Here is an 18,524-nt window from a genome sequence, read left to right as displayed (position 1 = left end):
CCGGAAACCGGCATATGGTTTCGCCCGTTCTGATGAGTTTCGCTGGCTCTGGCTTTTGTCCGGCACGACCCGAGAAAGCTGCAGCCAGACCGATTGGCCCTCTTACCCGGAGGGCAGTTTAGCGCCCGAACCGGGTATATCACCGGTGAAGGGATAATAGGGCAGGGACGGGACAGCCCGCCTGCCGGAGAAGAACCGCGATGACACGCGCGAGAGCGAAGAGCACTGAGGCAGGAAGGCCGGGCAATGTCCCCGGGACCACCTGCTGCACCGCGCTGTCTGAGATCGCCCTGACAAGACACCACCCAAAACGCGCGCGGCCGCCTGGAAGCAGACAGCTTGCGGGCGCACAGGGCAGGTGCACCAAGGACACATGGCTAAGAAAATGCTTATCGATGCCACCCACGCGGAAGAGACCCGCGTCGTGGTGGTCGACGGAAACAAGGTTGAGGAGTTCGACTTTGAATCCGAAAACAAACGGCAGCTTGCCGGCAATATCTATCTCGCAAAAGTAACCCGGGTCGAACCGTCGCTGCAGGCGGCGTTTGTGGACTATGGCGGCAACCGCCATGGCTTCCTGGCGTTTTCGGAAATCCACCCGGACTACTACCAGATCCCGGTGGCCGACCGCGAAGCGCTGATGGAAGAAGAGCGCGCCTATGCCGAGGCGATGCGCGCCCGCGACGAGGAAGAGGAAGCCAAGCAGGTCAAGCCCAAGCGCTCGCGCAAGTCCAAGTCTGCTGCCAAGGCGGCCAAGGCGTCGTCAGATGACGCGGTGGAGACCAAAGAGGTCGAAACCCCGGAAGAGCAGCCCGCAGAGATCGCCGGCATGGAGACCATCGACCTGAGCGACAGCGCTGAGGCGGTGGACGAACCGGCTGCAGAGCTGGCCGAGGTTCCGGAAGGCTCGTCGCCTATGGAGCGGGTGTCGGATACTCCGGTCGAAGACCCGGATGAGGCCGCCGCGGAAGACGCCACTGGCGAAGATGCTGGCGAGGCTGATGCCGCGGTTCAGGACGGTGAAGCGGCGGAAGCTCAGGCCGAGGCGGAAGAGCCCAAGGCTGAGGCAGCCGAAGCTGAAGCAGACACGGATACTGCAAAAGACGCAGCCCCGGCTGAAGAAGCTGCTGCTGACGCAGAAGCTGCTCCTGCAGAGACCGCAGAAGCGGAAGCTGATACCCCTGCGGACAGCGGGGCTGAAGCTGCTGAGGCAGAGGCTTCCGAGCCTGAAGCTAAGTCGGAAGAGACTGCAGAGACCGCGCCGGCGGACGCCGCTGGTGAAGAAGCATCCTCTGAAGAGGGTGACAGCGACGACGAAGACGACGGCAAGAAATCCCGCCGGGCCGATGCGACCTCCAAAGACGAAAGCATCGAATCCGTTGCCGACGAGGACGACAGCGAGGACATCCGTCCGCCGCGCAAACCGCGTCCGCGCCGCTACAAGATCCAGGAAGTCATCAAAGTTCGTCAGGTCCTGCTGGTGCAGGTTGTCAAGGAAGAGCGCGGCAACAAGGGCGCAGCCCTGACCACCTATCTGTCGCTGGCTGGCCGCTACTGCGTGCTGATGCCCAACACCGCCCGCGGCGGCGGCATCTCCCGCAAGATCACCAATGCTGCCGACCGCAAGAAGCTGAAAGACATTGCTGCCGAGATGGACGTGCCTTCGGGCGCGGGCCTGATCGTGCGCACCGCCGGTGCCAAGCGCACCAAATCCGAGATCAAGCGCGACTATGAATACCTGCAGCGCATGTGGGAGCAGATCCGCGAGCTGACGCTGAAATCCATCGCGCCGGCCAAGATCTATGAAGAAGGCGACCTGATCAAACGCTCGATCCGCGACCTCTACAGCCGCGAGATCGACGAGGTTCTGGTGGAAGGCGACCGCGGCTACCGCATCGCCAAGGACTTCATGAAGATGATCATGCCGTCCCACGCCAAGAACGTGAAGCACTACCAGGAAGCGCTGCCGCTGTTCGCGCGCTACCAGGTCGAAAGCTACCTGGCGGGCATGTTCAACCCGACAGTGCAGCTGAAGTCCGGCGGCTACATCGTGATCGGCGTGACCGAGGCGCTGGTGGCGATCGACGTGAACTCCGGCCGCGCGACCAAGGAAGCCTCGATCGAGGAAACCGCGCTCAAGACCAACCTGGAAGCGGCTGAGGAAGTCGCCCGCCAGCTGCGTCTGCGCGACCTCGCAGGCCTCATTGTCATCGACTTCATCGACATGGACGAGCGCAAGAACAACGCCGCCGTCGAAAAGCGCATGAAGGACAAGCTGAAGACCGACCGCGCCCGCATTCAGGTGGGCCGGATTTCGGGCTTTGGCCTGATGGAAATGTCGCGCCAGCGCCTGCGCCCCGGTATGATAGAGGCGACCACGGCGCCTTGCCCGCATTGCCATGGCACCGGCCTGATCCGCTCGGACGACTCGATGGCGCTGTCGATCCTGCGCCAGATCGAGGAAGAGGGCACCCGCCGCCGTTCCCGCGAGGTTCTGGTGCGCTGCCCGGTCTCCATCGCCAACTTCCTGATGAACCAGAAACGCGAGCATATCGCCCAGATCGAAGCCCGCTACGGTCTTTCCGTGCGCATCGAAGGCGACATGCATCTGGTCAGCCCGGACTTTGTTCTAGAGAAGTTTAAGACTGCGTCGCGCAACGTGCCCGCGGCACCTGCTCCGGTGGTGTCGGTGGATACCTCGATCATGGATCAGGTGGACGCTGAGGAAGCCAAGCAGGAAGAGGAAGAGGCTGCTGCAGCAACTGAGACGGCCGAGGACGGCACTCAGGAGGACAAGCCCAAGCGCAAGCGCCGCCGCCGCCGCCGCCGCAAGTCCGGATCCGGCGATCAGGCCCAGGCGGGCGAGGGCGCAGAAGCGGCTGCTGAGGACCAGGAACAGCCCAAGGAAGACGCCGCTGAGGCCGAGACCGCAGCAGAGGGCGAAGAAGCGGCTCCGGAAGAAGTGAAGGAGAAGAAGAAGCCTTCCCGCACCCGCACCCGGTCGCGCAAGTCCAAGCCGAAGAAGGAAGAGGCGGAAACAGCTGAGGTTTCCGAGGCTTCCGGGGAGGCCGCCGTTTCCGAAGCAGAAACCGGGAACGCTGCAGAAGATGCCTCCGAGGCGGCTGAACCCGTTGCGGAACCTGTTGAGACCGCTTCCGGGGAAGCTCCGGCAGAAGAAGCTCTGGCACCCGAAGCCCCTGAGGCTGAAGCTCCCGAGGCTGAGGCCGCTGCTGAAAGCCCGGAGCAGGAAGCCGCCGAAGACGCTGGCGCTGACACGGCCGCTCCGGCTGCGGATGCAGCTTCTGAGGAGGGTGCCGCCGCGGCTCCGGCTGATGACACACCTGCCGAAGAGGCCGAAGCGGTGGCAGATGCAGCAGAGGAACCCGCTGCAGAACCGGTTGCTGAGGACGCAGAACCTGTAGCGGAATCCCCTGCTGAAGAAGAGCCCGTTCAAGCTGAACCGGTGCCGGAAGCTGAGGAAAAGCAACCGGAGCCTGCGATGGCAGGGGCCGAGGCAGAGCCTGAGCCTGCAGCGCCGCCCAAGCCCAAACGCCGCGGCTGGTGGTCGATGGGAAGCTGAGGCTGAAAGAAGCAAACTGAAAGGCAGGCCGGTTGGCCTGCCTTTTTCTTTTGGCTCCGCCGGGCGCCGCAGGACAACTCAAACATCTGTTTTCCCGCACAGGAACCGGTCCGGAAAACAGGTGCCTTCCGGGGTTTGCAGTGCAGAAAGTGCTTTGGTTGCGGGCTTAGCGCCCTTTGCGGATCAGATAGACCTGATGGCCGGCGCCATCGCTGTGGCCAAGGAATTCATGCCCCGCCTCATTGCAGAAATGCGGCACGTCGATCACCGCCGCAGGGTCATCCGCCAGCAGCTCCAGCACATGGCCGGGCTGCAGCGTTTTCAGCCGCTTGCGGGCCTTCAGGACGGGCAGGGGGCATAACAGCCCGATGGCATCCAGAGTCTCTTTGATCTCGCTCATGGTTTTCAGATAAGGGGGATGTTTCATGCTGTCCACAAGGATGTGACCAGCCGTCCCCGTGACGTTGGTCCGCAGCTGACATAAGTGTTGGGGCATGTTTGGAATCGAGATCATAGACGCAGGGCTGCTCCCTGCCATGCTGGTGGCGCTGCTGGGCGGCGTGATCAGTTTTCTGTCGCCCTGCGTCCTGCCGATCGTGCCGCCTTATCTGGCCTATATGAGCGGCGTCACCATCGGCGAGATGCAAGGCACCGCCGCGGCCCGCCGCAAGGCAGTCATCGCCGCGCTGTTCTTTGTCCTTGGGCTGTCGACCGTGTTCCTGCTCCTGGGCTTCACCGCTTCGGCCTTTGGGGCCTTTGTGCTGCAGAATCAGGAGCTTTTCGCCCAGGTCTCCGGCGTGGTTGTCATTGTCTTCGGCCTGCATTTCCTGTCGGTCTTCCGCATTCCGCTGCTGGACCGCGAGGCGCGGATGGAGGCTGGTGAATCCGGCGGCTCAGCCTTGGGTGCTTATGTGCTCGGCCTCGCCTTTGCCTTTGGCTGGACCCCCTGCATCGGCCCGCAGCTGGGCGCCATTCTGTCGCTGGCGGCCTCGGAGGCCTCGGTCAGCCGCGGCACCATTCTGCTGGGCGTTTATGCTGCAGGCCTGGGCATTCCCTTCCTGCTGGCGGCCATGTTCCTCAACCGCTCCATGGTGCTGATGAACAAGATGAAACGCCACATGGGGCTGATCGAGAAGATCATGGGCGGGCTGTTGCTGTTTGTCGGCATTATGCTGGTTACCGGTTTGTTCACCACTTTCTCCTGGTGGCTGCTGGAAACCTTCCCGGCGCTGGCAGCACTGGGTTGATCTCAGGGGTATTCAAAGGGGCCGTCGGGCCCCTTTTTCTTTGCCCGGAGCGGCCTTACTCTTGCCGGATTGCACTGCTAATCTGAATTGGCAAGGCAGAGCAGGTAAGAGCGTGGATCACAGCGGCTCCCATTCCCAGGACGTGCGCAAGCGCCGGGTGTTCTACATCCCGGGCTACGATCCGATTCACCCGCGCCGCTACCGCGAGCTCTACCGCAAGGAAAGCGCCGCCCAGGCGCAGGTTTCCGGCTATGGCATTTCCCTGTCGCCCAAGCAGACCAAAGGCCCCTACGGCTGGCACGTCGCCGCTGAAATGGACGGCACCGAAGTCCAGGCTGATGTGGAGGTTCTGGTCTGGTCCGATATCGTGCGCGGCAGCATGGAGGCCACTATCGCAGGCACCTACCTGCAGCTGGCCCGCACCGCCTGGATCTATATCACCACCGGCGCGCTCAGACGGTTGATGCGGCTGCGCAAGGGGCCGGTGATCGCGGCGCTCTATCCCGTGGGCATGCTGATCCTGCAGGCCATATTGGCGCTGCTGCTGGCCTGGGGCGTGGCCCATGCTGTATCACTTCCGGCGGGGGCAGTGGGGCTGGACGGCGGCATCGTTGCGGCAGCTGGCTGGGCCTTGGGCCTGGGTGCGGGCTATGCGCTGCTGCATTGGTTCAAGGCGCGCGATGGCAAGCTGTTTGCCTACTACCTGATGCACGACTACGCCTATTCTGCTGCGTCCCGTGGTGCCAACCCGCCAGAACTTGAAGCCCGGATGGCCGAATTCCGCCATCTGATTTCGGATGCTCTGCAAGACCGCAGTTTGGATGAAGTTCTTGTTGTCGGCCATTCCTCCGGTGCCCATGTCGGCGTGTCCGTGCTGGCGGATCTGATCCGGGAGGGTCTGCCCGCAGACCGCCCGGCGCTTGGCTTCCTGTCGCTGGGGCAGGTGGTGCCGATGGTTTCCTTCCTGCCGCAGGCCAAACGGCTGCGCGCAGACCTCAGATACCTGTCGCAGCGCGGCGAGCTTGCCTGGGTGGACGTCACTGCCCCCGGCGACGGCTGCGCCTTTGCGCTCTGCGATCCGGTTGCCGTCAGCGGCGTGGCAACTGAACAGAAGCGCTGGCCGCTGGTGTTTTCCGCTGCTTTCACCCAGACGCTCAGCCCGGAGCGCTGGCAGAAGCTGCGCTGGCGGTTCTTCCGGCTGCATTTCCAGTATCTCTGCGCTTTCGACCGGCCGGGCGACTATGACTATTTCCGCATCACCGCCGGGCCGCTGACCCTGGCCGCACGGTACAGGGACCGGAAACCTTCGCAGTCCCGGATTGACGTGGCGGTGTCCAAGTTCACGTCGGTGGCCGCTGAATGACGCAAGTTCTGCCGCCGAAACCCCCGGCACGCCCGGACCGTGTGTCTCTGTGGCGCTATGTGAAACTGTTCCGCCAGGACATTCTGTCGGCACAGCCTGCGCGGCTTTACCGGGCCTGGATGGCCGAGTTCCGCACGCCGTTTTTCCGCTCCTTCCTGGTCAACCAGCCGGATCTGGTGAAGGTGCTGCTGAAGGAGCGGCCGGAGGATTTTCCGAAGTCGGACCGGATCGCCGAGGGGTTGAAGCCCTTGCTGGGCAATTCGGTGTTTCTCACCAATGGCGCGGCTTGGAAGCGGCAGCGGCGGATCATCGACCCTGCGTTCGAGGGCGGGCGGCTGAAGGACACATACCCGGCCATGCGGGCGGCGGCCGAGGCCGCGGTTGAGCGGCTGGCCAGCCGCAAAGGGCCGGTGGAAATCGAGGAGGAAACCTCGCACGCCGCCGCGGATGTCATCTTCCGCACGTTGTTTTCCATTCCGATCGAACATGAGGTGGCGGGGGAGGTCTTCAGCCGGTTCAAGGATTACCAGCGCAGCCAGCCGATCTTGAATCTGGCTGCATTTGTACCGCTTCCGGTCTGGATGCCGCGGTTCTTCCGCAAGGGAACCAAGCAGAATGCTGCGCGGATACGGGCGCTGATCACCCGGCTGACCGAGGCGCGGATGCAGGCAATTGAAGCAGGCACTGCGCCCGATGACCTGGCCACCAAGATAATGACCACCAGGGATCCGGAAACCGGGGGCCTGTTTGATACCCAGGAGATGGTGGATCAGGTCGCGATCTTCTTTCTTGCAGGTCATGAAACCAGCGCGTCGGCACTGGCCTGGGCGCTGTACCTGATGGCGCTTTACCCCGAATGGCAGGAGAAAGCCGCAGCGGAGGCCGCGGCGCTTGAGGACAAGAGTTTTGCCGCCGTGTCCAGGCTGCGGGTCAGCCGCGATGTTTTCCGCGAAACGCTGAGGCTTTACCCGCCGGTTCCGATGATGGTGCGCGAGGCTGCGTGCCCGGAACATTTCCGGGACCGGGAGGTGCCGAAGGGCTCTCAGATGGTGCTCAGTCCCTGGCACCTGCACCGGCACGAGCGGCTGTGGGAGAACCCGGACGGGTTTGATCCCTCCCGCTGGGCTACAGAGAACGGCAAGCAATGCCAGCGCGATGCCTTCATTCCGTTTTCAGCCGGCTCCAGAGTCTGTACAGGGGCCGGCTTTGCCATGGTGGAAGGGCCGCTGATTTTGTCGATGATCCTGCGGCGTTTCCGGGTCGAGGCCATTGAAGGCAGGGAACCGGTTCCAGTTGCCCATCTGACGGTACGGTCAAAGAACGGGATATGGCTGCGGCTGACGGAACGCTAGCCAAGAAAATTGGAATCTTCTTGGCAAATTTCTTTGAAGAAATTTGCATCACCGGATGATCCGAACTGCGTCCTGATTGCAGAAGATGACGACCTGGCCTGCATTCTCTACGGCGTGAAAGCCGCGCCGTTTCAACTCGAGCCGGAAACGCTCCCATCCAATCAGCCGTTCTATGTCGCGCTTCTGGCGGCGGACCACACCTCCCTTTGCAGCAGCCTGTGACTGAAAAAGCTGCTGCAGCCAGAGATCAGCTGAAAGAGGGGCGGGCATCGGCATAACGCCACGATGCGGGTTCGTGTTTAACGCGCCCTTAACCGGTGCAGGACAAACAGCCGGATGGCAGATGCCAGTCCGCAGTCCCCGCCGCGGCTTTCATCAATTTCAGCTGCCAAGTCGTTGATTGCCCGGCCGTCCTGGGCCGCGATCTCGCGGAATGCATCCCAGAAGTCATCCTCCAGCGACACCGATGTGCGGTGGCCGCGCAGTGTCAGGGAATGTTTCTTGGGGCGGGCGTTCATTCGTCGCGCTTATGCTCGTCCAGCCGCCGGACGTCTTGCGCATTTCGCGCCTTGTCCAAATCCTTCTCTGCCTTGGTCCGGCCGAAGGTCACGGCATTCCGGTCAGCGCGGGCTTTCTTTTCAGCCCGCGCTTTTTCTTTTCTGTACCGGTTCAGATTGACCGGCTTTGCCATCAGTCCTTGGGCCCGATCATCTGCTCCGGGCGGACCACTGCATCAAAGGTGGCCTCATCGACAAAGCCGAGGGCAATTGCCTCTTCCTTCAGCGTGGTACCGTTCTTGTGCGCGGTCTTGGCAACGGTGGTGGCGTTGTCATAACCGATGGTCGGCGCCAGCGCGGTGACCAGCATCAGGCTTTCCTTCATCAGCTTGTCGATGCGCGGCTCATTGGCCTGGATGCCGTTCAGCATACGTTCGGTGAAGCTGTCTGCCGCGTCGCCCAGCAGCTGGATCGACTGCAGCAGGTTGTAGGACATCATCGGGTTGTAGACGTTCAGCTCGAAATGGCCTTGCGAGCCTGCAAACTTGATTGCCGCGTCATTGCCCATCACATGCGCCGCCACCTGGGTCAGCGCCTCTGCCTGGGTCGGGTTCACCTTGCCGGGCATGATCGAGGAGCCGGGCTCGTTTTCCGGCAGGATCAGTTCACCAAGGCCGGAGCGCGGGCCGGAGCCCAGGAAGCGGATGTCATTGGCGATCTTGTAGCAGCTGCCGGCAATGGTCGCGAGGGCACCCGAGAGGAACACCATGGCGTCATGGGCGGCCAGCGCTTCGAACTTGTTGGGTGCGGTGACAAAGGGCAGACCGGTGATTTCCGCCATATTGGCGGCAACCTTCTCGCCCCAGCCCTTTTGCGTGTTGAGGCCGGTGCCGACGGCAGTACCGCCCTGTGCCAGCTCATAGATGCCGGGCATCGCGGCTTCGACCCGGGCCAGGCCCTGGCGGATCTGATGCGCGTAGCCGCCGAACTCCTGGCCCAGGGTCAGCGGGGTGGCGTCCTGGGTGTGGGTGCGGCCGATCTTGATGATGTCTTTGAACTCTTCCGACTTGGCCTCCAGCCCCTCAGCCAGTTTGGTCAGGCCCGGCACCAGCACGTCGCGCACCGACATCGCTGTGGCGATATGCATCGCGGTGGGGAAAGTGTCGTTGGAGGACTGGCCCATGTTGCAGTGATCATTTGGGTGCACCGGGTCCTTGGAGCCGATGGTGCCGCCCAGGATCTCAATCGCACGGTTGGCGATCACCTCGTTGGAGTTCATGTTGGACTGGGTGCCGGAACCGGTCTGCCAGACAACCAGCGGGAAGTTGTCGTCGAATTTGCCGGCCACCACTTCGCTGGCGGCCTGGATGACGGCGCCGCCGATTTTTGCGTCCAGCTTGCCCGATTCCTTGTTGGCCATGGCACAGGCCTGCTTGATCACGCCAAGGGCGCGCACAATGGCGACCGGCTGCTTTTCCCAGCCGATCGGGAAGTTCATGATCGAACGCTGGGTCTGCGCGCCCCAGTACTTGTCGGAAGGGACCTCAAGCGGGCCAAAGCTGTCGGTTTCGGTGCGGGTCTCGGACATCCGTCGCCTCTCTCGTGTTGTATGCGGTTGTATGCCGTTTAGCCTTTGCGCGAATGCGGCGCAATTGGCCAGTTGCGCGCAGCATAGCCAATCGTGCGGTCAGGTATAGTGGTGAATTGGCGCAGCCCGGCACAGGCCGCTGCACCTCCTGGGGGCGTTACCATTGTGTAAGGCGCTGCTATGCTTACATAGAAAGAGACAGGCTTTGATTTCGGGCCAGGTAATCCGGAAAGGAAGACAGAGTGCCGATCCGCGTGCAAACCCTTCGCAACCGCAAGGCAGCGGTTGCGCCTGCGCTGGCGGCAGCAGCCTGGCTGCTGTTGCCCCTGCAGGCGCTTGCCGATGTTTCCCGCTTTGCCGGCGACTACTCAGGCAGCGTCGACGTGGTCAAAGCAGATGGCGACACCGATCCGCGGGATATGAGCGTTGTGATCCGGGAGATGAAAAAGGGCTTTACGCTGAAGTGGACTTCCACCACTGAAAAAGACGATGGACGCAGGAAAACAAAGACTTATGAGATCGAGTTCGTGTCCAGCGGCAGCGACGGCGTCTATTCCGCGGCGATGACACGCAATGTGTTCGGCCATGCGGTGCCGCTTAATCCGATGGAGGGGGAGCCCTTTGTCTGGGGCCGCATCACCGGCTCCACCCTGACTGTGTTTTCAATGTTCATTCACCCCAATGGCGACTACGAGATGCAGCAGTACGACCGGACCCTGGCTGAGGGCGGGCTGGATCTTGTCTATACCTCCCGTCTGAACGGCGTGCCGCAGCGTGAGCTGAAGACGTTCCTGACACGGGAGTGAACGCATGAAAAAGGCGGCCGCAGGGACCGCCTTGCCATAGGTTCGCAGAGTTCACGGATTATTTACGGAAGCTGTCCAGCGACACCACATCGGCGTCTTTTTTCTCCGGCACAGGCGCTTCTTCATCTTCCAGTTCATCTTCGGCTTCGGCAACAGCGGACAAGCCCTCGATCTCCTCATCAGCACTTTCAAAGCGCAGGCCGAATTCCACCGACGGGTCCACAAAAGTGCGGATTGCATCGTAGGGGATGTAAAGCGGTTCAGGCGAGTCGCCGAAGTTCAGCGTGACGGCAAAGCCTTCCTCATCCACGGTCAGATTGTCGAACCAATGCTGCATGACCACGGTCATCTCGCCAGGGTAGCGGTCGGACAGCCAGTCAGCGATCTCAACATCTGGATGGGCGGTGTCGAATGTGATGAAAAAGTGGTGGTTACCCGGCAGCCCGTTTTCGGAAATATCCTGCAGCACGGTCCGGATCAGGCCGCGCATGGCAGAGTGCATCAGGTTGCCATAGTCGATTTCACGGGACATGCAGTCACCCTTTGTTCATTTGTTCCCAGCATAGGAGATTCTGCCGGAAACAAAAGAGCGGCCTTCCGGGGTGACGCAATATTTTTGGCAGCGGCCTGCTGTGCTGAAGCGCGGCAGTTAGCTGATTGCAAACGGGAATTCCGCAATGCCCAGGCCCGCTGCAGCCATCGCCGCCAGCAGCAGCAGCATATTGCCGCGGACCACCCATGCAGCAAGCGGCGCCAGCAGAACCAGCAGCACGGCTGTGCTGTTCATACTGTTCCAGACCGGAGCCGGGACATGCAGGATACCGGCTTCAAACACCCCAGTCTCGGCAAAAGCCACATGCAGCAGGAACCAGACCGACAGGTTCAGGATAACGCCGGCGACTGTGGCGGTCACGGCCTTCAGCGCCATGCCAAGACGGGGATGCGATGCGATGCGCTCGACGTAGGGAGCAGCCGCAAAGATCCACAGGAAGCACGGCATGAAGGTGGCCCAGAGCGCCACCGCTCCGGCCGCCAGGAACATGCCGAACCCGCCTTGCAGCAAGCCCGACAGCATGGCGACAAACTGGGTGACCAGGATCAGCGGGCCAGGAGTGGTTTCGGCCAGCCCCAGGGCGTCGATCATCTGCCCGGCGGAGATCCAGCCGAACTGGCTCACCACTGTCTGACTGATATAGGCCAGCACCGCATAGGCGCCGCCAAAGGTGACCACCGCCAGCTTGGAAAAAAACCAGCCGATGTCCGCCAGGAACTCAGCGCCGGACAGGCTGAGCGCAATCAGCGGCAGCAGCCACAGCGCGCCCCATACCAGGATGTTGCGCAGAGTGCTGCCGTTGCGGGCAGGCGGGCTGTGTGCCGCATTGCCAGGGCTGCCGTCCTTGCGCATCAGACCGATGCAGGCGGCTGCCAGCACCACCAGCGGAAACGGCAGGTTGAGCAGGAACAGCGCCGCAAAGCCAAACCCGGCCAGCGCCCAATCCAAGGAGTGTTTCAAGGCTTTGCCCGCCAGACGCCGCAGCGCCTGCAGGATGATGACAACCACTGCCGCCTTAACGCCGAGAAAAGCGGATTGCACCGCGGGCAGGGTGCCGTATTGCGCATAAAGCCAGACCAGCGCGGCAATTACTGCTGCACCCGGCAGCACAAACAGCAGGCCTGCCAGCAAGCCCCCTGCAGTGCCGCGCATCCGCCAGCCGGTATAGGTCGCCAGCTGCATCGCTTCCGGCCCCGGCAAGAGCATGCAGAAGGACAGGCCGCGCAGGAAGCTCTCCTCGCTCAGCCAGGGACGGTCCTCGACCAGTTCTTTATGCATTACCGCAATCTGCGCCGCGGGGCCGCCAAAGCTCAGCACGCCAATGCGCCCGAAGACACGGAACATCTCCGTCCAGGAAGGCTGGTTCATGCCTTGCCGCCTGCGGGCCAGTCGTGGCCTTCGCCGCGCCCGTCGCGGGCCCAGCGGTAAAGCGCATCATAAAGGGTCATGCCTGCCTCAAGCTGCTGATGGTCGTCTTTGTACTGGCGTGACAGTCCCACCGAGAGGGCCAGAAGCCCTGCCGCCTCGGGCGCCAGATCGTGCCGGTTTGTGTCGGCGCCTCTCACAACCCGGGACAGGGTGTCAAGCGCCGGGGTTCTGAGGCCGAATTCATCCAGCATGGTGTCAAAGGTGCAAAGCTCCCCGCGGTGCGACCAGAACACATCCGCGACATCAAAGGGCGTGGCGCCGAAGCGTTCCGCAACACCTGCAACTTCGGACGGTGACACAAACAGAAAGCGTGCCTCGCGGTCCACAAAACGGCGGATCAGCCAAGGACAGGCGATACGGTCGATCTTGGGCCGGTGCCGCGTCACCCACAGGGTGCTGCCGCCAACGGGCGCGGGCAGGGCACCGGCCGGAACCCGCGGCGCGCCTTTCAGGCCGCGCCAGGCGAACATGCCGCCCTGCAAATACTCGGCCTCGATCCCGTCGTTGCGCAGCCAGGCCGCCACGCCTTGCGACAGTTTGATGCCTTTCTGGCAGATCACCACGCAGCGCTGCCCGTTCAGACGGGCCTTCAAGCCTTCGATATCGGTATGCGGATGCCGGATAGAGCCGGGGATCAGGTAGGGATCGGCGGCAAAGTCTTCGTCAATGCAGATATCCGCCAGCACCGGCGCATTCGGCGTGCCGATCAGCCGGGACAATTGGGCAGGGGTGATTTCATTCGGGGCAGCCATAAGCATGTCTCCTCGCAAGCAAGGTTAACATGCGAACCTTGGGCTGTCGCCTCACGGGGCGTTCGCGTCTCTCCCCATGGCGCCCTAAAAACGCGTTTGAGGCCCGGTTGTCAAGGTTGCGGGCCGCAGGCGGTTACTTCAGCCGTTCGCCGGTCATGCAGACGGCCAGCGCCTCGGGCGGCAATTGGCCCAGCATCTCGAACATCCGGAAGTAATCCATGTTGGAGTGCATTTCCGCGATCCGGCCGTTTTCGACCCGGGCCATAAGCTGCCCGGTGATCTGAAACGGCGTGCCGTCCCTGGGGTTGCTGGTATCCGCCAGCAGCCGCACCGAAACCCAGTCCGCAGTTTCCACCGCATGCGTGAAAGTGACCTTGATCGGCCCCAGCAGATTGCGCAGTGCTGCAACCACCTCGCTGTAATCGCACTCCGGTTCCGCCAGGGCAGAGACAGCGCCCGAGATCAGTGTTTCCGGGGTCATGACTTCGGCAACGGCATCGAGGTTGCCTTTGCACCAGACCTCCTCGAACCAATAGTGCAGAATCCGGGTCAGCGGCATGTCCGTTATGGCGCTTGGATCATACGGCGCGGCCATGGCTGGCACCGGATGGGTAAGCGGCTGGCTGGGGGCATTGGCGGCTCTGCGCGGCGAAACCGGTGCAGGGGCGGGGCAGTTGCTGGTTTTGGTCATTGCTTTAGCGCCACATCAGGCCTTGGCCGGTCAGGCAGGCGGCTACGGTATCCGGCGGCAGCTGGTCAAGCTGCTCGAAGAGGGACACGTAGTCGAACTGGCTGAAGGTCTCGGCCATTTTGCCGTCCTCAAAACGGATCATGACATGGCCGGTGGTGACAACGGGCTTGCCGGTGGCAATGCAGATGCTTTGAAACCTTGTCCGGGCAGCCAGCCAGTCGCCTTGTTCGACAACCTGGGTGATTTCGATCCTGATTCGCTCCAGGCGGCTGCGCAAAGCGGTTACAAACGCTTCGAAGTCGCTTCGCGAAAGCTGCAGGGACGGCACTGCGCCCGTCGCCGTGCTGCCGGGCAAAAAGTAGTCGTCAAGGGCACTTAGGTCGCCTCGCGTCCAGCCCTGGTCATACCAGCGCTGCAGGACTTCAGCTTTGGGGGAGAGGGCAGTCAAAGGTCGTGTCAGCTTTCGTGCTGGGCAGTTTCGTCCGGGCAGCTTTTTATAGCTGTGCAGGCCCGGTTTGAAAGCTCAAAAACTATGTTTTTAGCAGTGCCGCACGCATGGGGGATATGCAGCCGCGGAAAGAGGGACACTCAGAAGAAGGGGAAGGTGCAGGTTTCTGTTGCCAGGTACCTGCGAACCCCGCCTTACACGGCTAGGCATAAGGGCTTAAGTTTCGGCGACATTTACAGCTTACGCTGCAACTGCCATTGCCGGAGCACGATTGTCGTTTGCAATTGTACTAGTTTCGCCGGTAACGGTGGCAGACAGCCGAGACAAAGCTAACCCCTTTAGACGTCCGTCGATCCTGTTTCGGCCCCATGATCCCCAAACGAAGGATTTTGGTGGAGCCGCCGGGTACCGCCCCCGGGTCCGATCCGCTTATTACGAGCGCGTTTATGTCCATAGTTCCACAAGGGAACAGATTTGAAATAGGCGCCTGCAGAAGGATTTGCAAGTCTTTCCGGAGGCAGATCACCCATCAGTAACCGGAAGGGCCATCCTGCTCCGGGTCGTGGGTTTCCTGCCCGGTCAAAGGCGGATTGAAAACGCTGACCAGAACCAGATCGGCGCCGGGTCCTGCCGTCAGGATGTGGTCATCATGCTGATCCAGGGCATAAAGCGTTCCGGTTTCGATAGCGTGCCGCACGCCATCCGCTTCCTCCACCCAGCCTGTGCCTGCGATGCAATAGCAGGCTTCCAGGTGATTGTTGTACTGCAGCCGGGTCGAAGTCCCTGCGTGCACAATCGTGTGGCAAACCGTGAAGCCCATTCCGTCCTCCGCCACCAGCATCCTGTGGCTTGTGCCATTGCCCCAGTGAACATGGCGGTTGGTGGACTCGATGTCGTCTTTGCGGCGGATGATCACTTTGAGTTCTCCACGTTGCTGCGGTTCTGATGCCTGGAGGCGCGGGCCGCCATGGCCTTGGTCCCCAATTCCAGCGTGTATGCTGTCAGCTCGGACAATGCCAAATCCGCGGCCTGGGAATTCCGCTGTTCGATGGCGTCCGCGATTTGGCCATGCAGTTCCACAATCCGTTCCCGGTCGCGGGCGGTGAAGGTGATCATGTTCATCAGCGGCTGCATGGCTTCCACAGCGCCGGCCAGCTGATAGGAGAGCACCGGGTTGCCGGCCCCGTCCACCAGCGCCCGGTGAAAGGCCACGTCCGAAGCGCAGAAGGCCTCATCCGTCAGCCCCGGCTGGCCCTGGCGGAAGATCTCTGCCCGCATTGTCGCCAGATGATCAGGGCTGCGGCGCTCGGCAGACAGCGGCGCGCAGGCCCGCTCCAGCGCATAGCGCGCCTCGCAGGCGGTATCAAAGCTGACTGCATTCATGCTCAGGAGCAGCGTCGATGTGGTGATCTGCTGCGAATAGGCGTCTTCAAAGCTGAGGCGGTTCACGAAGGCGCCGCCCGACGCGCCGCGCTGGCTGCGGATCAGCGATTGCGCCGCCAGCCGCTTCAGCGCCTCGCGCACTGTTGGGCGGGAGACTTGGAAATGGTCGGCAAGCTCGGCTTCGGAGGGCAGCCGTTCTCCGACATCCAGTTCACCTGCGATTATCGAATCCTTGATCGCCTGGGCGATTTGCACCGAAAGATCAGCAGAGCTGTTGGGGTCAATTTTCATGCATGTTTGCCCTGACGCCGCGTTGCGCCGGACACTTCCCGGTCAGAAATCATTTGTCTGACATTTAAAAGTCTGACATTTAATTTGCAAGGCCTGAGTCGTTCCGCCCAACCTGTCGTTAGGCACTTGGGAGGCAGCCGGCCTGCTCGTTTCGGACCCATAGGGAGACCGCAGCCATGGCACTCATTTTCCCGTCGCGCCGCGTGCGCAGGACCCCGTTCACCCCGGGCGTGGAGGCTCAGGGCGTCAAAGCCTATACCGTTTACAACCACATGCTTCTGCCAACGGTGTTTGAAAGCCTTGAGGCCGACTGCGCGCATCTGAAAGAGCATGTTCAGGTCTGGGACGTGGCCTGCGAGCGGCAGGTTAGCATAAAGGGCCCGGATGCGCTGCGGCTGATGAAGCTGATCAGTCCGCGCGACATGGACCGGATGGCAGATGATCAGTGCTACTATGTGCCCACGGTGGACCACAACGGCGGCATGCTGAATGACCCGGTGGCAGTGAAACTGGCTGCAGATCACTATTGGCTGTCGCTGGCAGACGGGGATCTGCTGCAGTTCGCCCTGGGGATTGCAATTGCCAAAGGGTTTGATGTCGAGATCGTGGAGCCCGATGTGTCGCCGCTGGCAGTGCAGGGCCCCAAGGCGGAAGACTTGATGGCCCGCGTCTTTGGCGATGCTGTGCGGGAGATCCGTTTCTTCCGCTACAAGCGGCTGCCCTTCCAGGGGGCGGAGCTGGTTGCCGCACGCTCGGGCTGGTCGAAGCAGGGCGGGTTTGAAATCTATGTCGAAGGCGCGGACCTGGGCATGCAGCTGTGGGATGCCTTGTTTGCCGCCGGAGCGGACCTGAACGTGCGGGCGGGCTGCCCCAATGCGATTGAGCGGATCGAAAGCGGGCTGCTGAGCTATGGCAATGACATGACCCGGGAGAACACGCCCTACGAATGCGGGCTGGGGAAATTCTGCAATTCGCCTGAGGACTATATCGGCAAGGCTGCTTTGGCAGAGCAGGCGGCAAACGGTCCTCAGCGCCAGATCCGGCCTCTGGTGATTGGCGGGGATCTCCCGCCGTGCCTGGATGCTTGGCCTCTCTATGCCGGGGGGCGCCAGGTGGGGCAGGCGGGTTCGGCCATCTACTCGCCGGAATTCGGAGTGAATGCGGCGATTGGCATGGTGGACCGCAGCCATTGGACACCCGGAACCGTGATGGAGGCGGACACCGGAGCGGGGATGCTGCCGGTGACTGTGCAGGAAAAATTCTGGCGCTGACGGCGCCGCAGAAGGAAAGGGAGACGGATCATGTTTAACGCATTGATCGTGAACAAGGATGAAGACAGCGGCAAGACCTCTGCCGCAGTGGAGCAGATCAGCCTGGATCAGCTGCCCGAGGGCGAGGTGACCGTGGCGGTGGAATACTCCACCGTGAACTACAAGGATGGCCTTTGTATAGGGCCGGGCGGCGGGCTGGTGCGCAAATACCCGCATGTGCCGGGGATCGACTTTGCTGGCACTGTGGAGGCCTCCTCGGATGAGCGCTACAAGCCCGGCGACAAGGTGGTGCTGACCGGCTGGCGCGTGGGCGAGGCCCATTGGGGCGGCTATTCGCAAAAGGCCAACGTGCGCGCCGACTGGCTGGTGCCGCTGCCCGAAGGGCTGGATACCCGTCAGGCAATGGCCGTGGGAACTGCAGGCTTTACCGCAATGCTGGCCGTGATGGCGCTGGAGGATCACGGGCTGGAGAAAGACCACGGGCCGGTGCTGGTGACGGGCGCTGCGGGCGGTGTTGGCTCGGTTGCGACCGCGATCCTGGCCAACCTCGGCTATGAAGTTGCCGGTGTCACCGGGCGCCCGGAAACTGCCGATTACCTGAGATCTCTGGGTGCCACGCAGATCGTTGCCCGCGAAGAGATCAATGAGACCACCAAGCGGCCGCTGGAAAGCGAAAGCTGGGCGGGCTGTGTCGACGCTGTTGGCGGTGCCATGCTGGCCCGTGTTCTGGGGCAGATGAAGTACGGCTGCTCGGCGGCCGCTGTGGGCCTGGCAGGCGGTGCAGCATTGCCGGCCACTGTGATCCCGTTCCTGCTGCGCGGGGTGAATCTTCTGGGCATCGACTCGGTGATGCAGCCTTATGACAACCGCGTCCGCGCCTGGCAGCGCATTGCCAAGGATCTGCCAATGGACAAGCTGGAGGCGATGGTCCGGCCCGCCACCCTCAGCGACCTGCCGCAGCTGGGGGCGGACATCCTCAAAGGCCAGGTTCAGGGCCGCGTTGTCGTGGACGTGAATGCCTGATTGCGACCTCTGCATCCTGCAGCTGAAGGGCCGGTGCAATCCGGCCCTTTTTTGTTGTTCCAACGCTCGCTGTGTCGCTCTGGAGTCAATAAAATAAGGGTTTTGGACTCATCTTCACTATGCGGCACTCTGGCGCTGATTTGCGGAGCCCGGGGAAATCTGCACTGTCACAAAACCGGAGTGATGTCGTTTTTGTGTTCATTCTAGTCTTTCTTGCGGGCCCCCGGTGCGCTGTTCCTGCGGATGACATC

At 62.1% G+C, this 18,524-nt stretch carries 19 protein-coding genes and 1 other RNA gene; 8 read left to right on the top strand and 12 right to left on the bottom strand.

Features of this window, described 5'->3' with window-relative positions; translation table 11 throughout:
* Nucleotides 1-373: 373 nt before the first annotated feature.
* A complete protein-coding gene (locus RA20_RS05330) occupies nucleotides 374-3,580 on the top strand; it encodes an Rne/Rng family ribonuclease (RefSeq protein WP_039125395.1) in 3,207 nt (1,068 codons plus the stop codon).
* Between the two features lie 166 nt (nucleotides 3,581-3,746).
* On the opposite strand, the gene RA20_RS05325 is transcribed toward RA20_RS05330, so the two are convergent.
* The gene (locus RA20_RS05325) at nucleotides 3,747-3,980 is read right to left on the bottom strand and encodes a sulfurtransferase TusA family protein (RefSeq protein WP_039125393.1); all 234 of its coding nucleotides are present in this window, start codon (nucleotides 3,978-3,980) and stop codon (nucleotides 3,747-3,749) included.
* 94 nt (nucleotides 3,981-4,074) lie between these two features.
* On the opposite strand from RA20_RS05325, the gene RA20_RS05320 reads away from it, so the two are divergent.
* The 4 genes from RA20_RS05320 (at nucleotide 4,075) to RA20_RS26335 (ending at nucleotide 7,764) form a co-directional block, all read left to right on the top strand.
* Nucleotides 4,075-4,827: a cytochrome c biogenesis CcdA family protein gene (locus tag RA20_RS05320; protein ID WP_039125392.1), complete on the top strand. Its 753-nt coding sequence runs from the start codon at nucleotides 4,075-4,077 to the stop codon at nucleotides 4,825-4,827.
* A gap of 112 nt (nucleotides 4,828-4,939) precedes the next feature.
* Nucleotides 4,940-6,190, top strand: a complete 1,251-nt coding sequence (locus RA20_RS05315; RefSeq protein ID WP_039125390.1) for a hypothetical protein — start codon at nucleotides 4,940-4,942, stop codon at nucleotides 6,188-6,190.
* Nucleotides 6,187-7,542: a cytochrome P450 gene (locus RA20_RS05310; RefSeq protein WP_039125388.1), complete on the top strand. Its 1,356-nt coding sequence runs from the start codon at nucleotides 6,187-6,189 to the stop codon at nucleotides 7,540-7,542. The genes RA20_RS05315 and RA20_RS05310 overlap by 4 nt, the downstream gene beginning before the upstream one ends.
* Before the next feature lie 33 nt (nucleotides 7,543-7,575).
* The gene (locus tag RA20_RS26335) at nucleotides 7,576-7,764 is read left to right on the top strand and encodes a hypothetical protein (protein WP_039125386.1); all 189 of its coding nucleotides are present in this window, start codon (nucleotides 7,576-7,578) and stop codon (nucleotides 7,762-7,764) included.
* A gap of 77 nt (nucleotides 7,765-7,841) precedes the next feature.
* Here the strand turns inward: RA20_RS26335 and RA20_RS05300 are convergent, their stop codons facing one another.
* The 3 genes from RA20_RS05300 to fumC are packed head-to-tail and all read right to left on the bottom strand — an operon-like array spanning nucleotide 7,842 to nucleotide 9,627.
* Nucleotides 7,842-8,060: a ribbon-helix-helix domain-containing protein gene (locus RA20_RS05300; protein ID WP_039125385.1), complete on the bottom strand. Its 219-nt coding sequence runs from the start codon at nucleotides 8,058-8,060 to the stop codon at nucleotides 7,842-7,844.
* Nucleotides 8,057-8,233 carry a DUF4169 family protein gene (locus RA20_RS05295; RefSeq protein ID WP_039125383.1) on the bottom strand — a complete coding sequence of 59 codons (177 nt, stop codon included), beginning with the start codon at nucleotides 8,231-8,233 and terminating at the stop codon, nucleotides 8,057-8,059. The genes RA20_RS05300 and RA20_RS05295 overlap by 4 nt, the downstream gene beginning before the upstream one ends.
* Nucleotides 8,233-9,627: a class II fumarate hydratase gene (gene fumC / locus RA20_RS05290; RefSeq protein WP_039125381.1), complete on the bottom strand. Its 1,395-nt coding sequence runs from the start codon at nucleotides 9,625-9,627 to the stop codon at nucleotides 8,233-8,235. Before fumC ends, RA20_RS05295 begins: the two co-directional genes overlap by 1 nt.
* 242 nt (nucleotides 9,628-9,869) lie before the next feature.
* Between fumC and RA20_RS05285 the strand changes: the two genes are divergently transcribed.
* Nucleotides 9,870-10,433, top strand: a complete 564-nt coding sequence (locus RA20_RS05285; protein WP_039125379.1) for a hypothetical protein — start codon at nucleotides 9,870-9,872, stop codon at nucleotides 10,431-10,433.
* A gap of 58 nt (nucleotides 10,434-10,491) precedes the next feature.
* Here the strand turns inward: RA20_RS05285 and RA20_RS05280 are convergent, their stop codons facing one another.
* The 8 genes from RA20_RS05280 to RA20_RS05250 all read right to left on the bottom strand — a co-directional run bounded on the left by RA20_RS05280 (nucleotide 10,492) and on the right by RA20_RS05250 (nucleotide 15,979).
* On the bottom strand, nucleotides 10,492-10,965 hold the full coding sequence (locus RA20_RS05280) for an SspB family protein (RefSeq protein WP_039125377.1): 474 nt from the start codon (nucleotides 10,963-10,965) through the stop codon (nucleotides 10,492-10,494).
* Nucleotides 10,966-11,082: 117 nt separating this feature from the next.
* The gene (chrA, locus tag RA20_RS05275) at nucleotides 11,083-12,354 is read right to left on the bottom strand and encodes a chromate efflux transporter (protein ID WP_039125375.1); all 1,272 of its coding nucleotides are present in this window, start codon (nucleotides 12,352-12,354) and stop codon (nucleotides 11,083-11,085) included.
* A complete protein-coding gene (locus RA20_RS05270; protein WP_039125373.1) occupies nucleotides 12,351-13,166 on the bottom strand; it encodes a chromate resistance protein ChrB domain-containing protein in 816 nt (271 codons plus the stop codon). The genes chrA and RA20_RS05270 overlap by 4 nt, the downstream gene beginning before the upstream one ends.
* Before the next feature lie 133 nt (nucleotides 13,167-13,299).
* Complete coding sequence (locus RA20_RS05265; RefSeq protein ID WP_082017917.1) at nucleotides 13,300-13,857, bottom strand: nuclear transport factor 2 family protein; 558 nt, start codon at nucleotides 13,855-13,857, stop codon at nucleotides 13,300-13,302.
* Nucleotides 13,858-13,861: 4 nt separating this feature from the next.
* Nucleotides 13,862-14,305: an ester cyclase gene (locus RA20_RS24930; RefSeq protein ID WP_039125371.1), complete on the bottom strand. Its 444-nt coding sequence runs from the start codon at nucleotides 14,303-14,305 to the stop codon at nucleotides 13,862-13,864.
* A gap of 155 nt (nucleotides 14,306-14,460) precedes the next feature.
* Nucleotides 14,461-14,814: a transfer-messenger RNA gene (gene ssrA / locus RA20_RS24925) on the bottom strand.
* A 20-nt stretch (nucleotides 14,815-14,834) separates the two neighbouring features.
* On the bottom strand, nucleotides 14,835-15,221 hold the full coding sequence (locus RA20_RS05255; RefSeq protein WP_039125369.1) for an ectoine synthase: 387 nt from the start codon (nucleotides 15,219-15,221) through the stop codon (nucleotides 14,835-14,837).
* Nucleotides 15,218-15,979 carry a FadR/GntR family transcriptional regulator gene (locus tag RA20_RS05250; RefSeq protein WP_039125367.1) on the bottom strand — a complete coding sequence of 254 codons (762 nt, stop codon included), beginning with the start codon at nucleotides 15,977-15,979 and terminating at the stop codon, nucleotides 15,218-15,220. Before RA20_RS05250 ends, RA20_RS05255 begins: the two co-directional genes overlap by 4 nt.
* A gap of 176 nt (nucleotides 15,980-16,155) precedes the next feature.
* Here RA20_RS05250 and RA20_RS05245 point away from each other — a divergent pair, with 176 nt between their 5' ends.
* Together RA20_RS05245 and acuI are read left to right on the top strand one after the other, a co-directional pair.
* On the top strand, nucleotides 16,156-17,250 hold the full coding sequence (locus tag RA20_RS05245; RefSeq protein ID WP_039125366.1) for a dimethylsulfoniopropionate demethylase: 1,095 nt from the start codon (nucleotides 16,156-16,158) through the stop codon (nucleotides 17,248-17,250).
* A gap of 30 nt (nucleotides 17,251-17,280) precedes the next feature.
* Nucleotides 17,281-18,273, top strand: coding sequence for an acryloyl-CoA reductase (gene acuI, locus RA20_RS05240; RefSeq protein ID WP_039125364.1), 993 nt, complete (start codon nucleotides 17,281-17,283; stop codon nucleotides 18,271-18,273).
* Nucleotides 18,274-18,524 lie beyond the last annotated feature (251 nt).

It is taken from the genome of Leisingera sp. ANG-Vp, from assembly GCF_000813725.1.
Taxonomy (GTDB): Bacteria; Pseudomonadota; Alphaproteobacteria; order Rhodobacterales; family Rhodobacteraceae; genus Leisingera.
The sequence above is the reverse complement of the archived record's forward strand: the minus strand, read 5'-3'. Positions and strand labels throughout refer to the sequence as shown.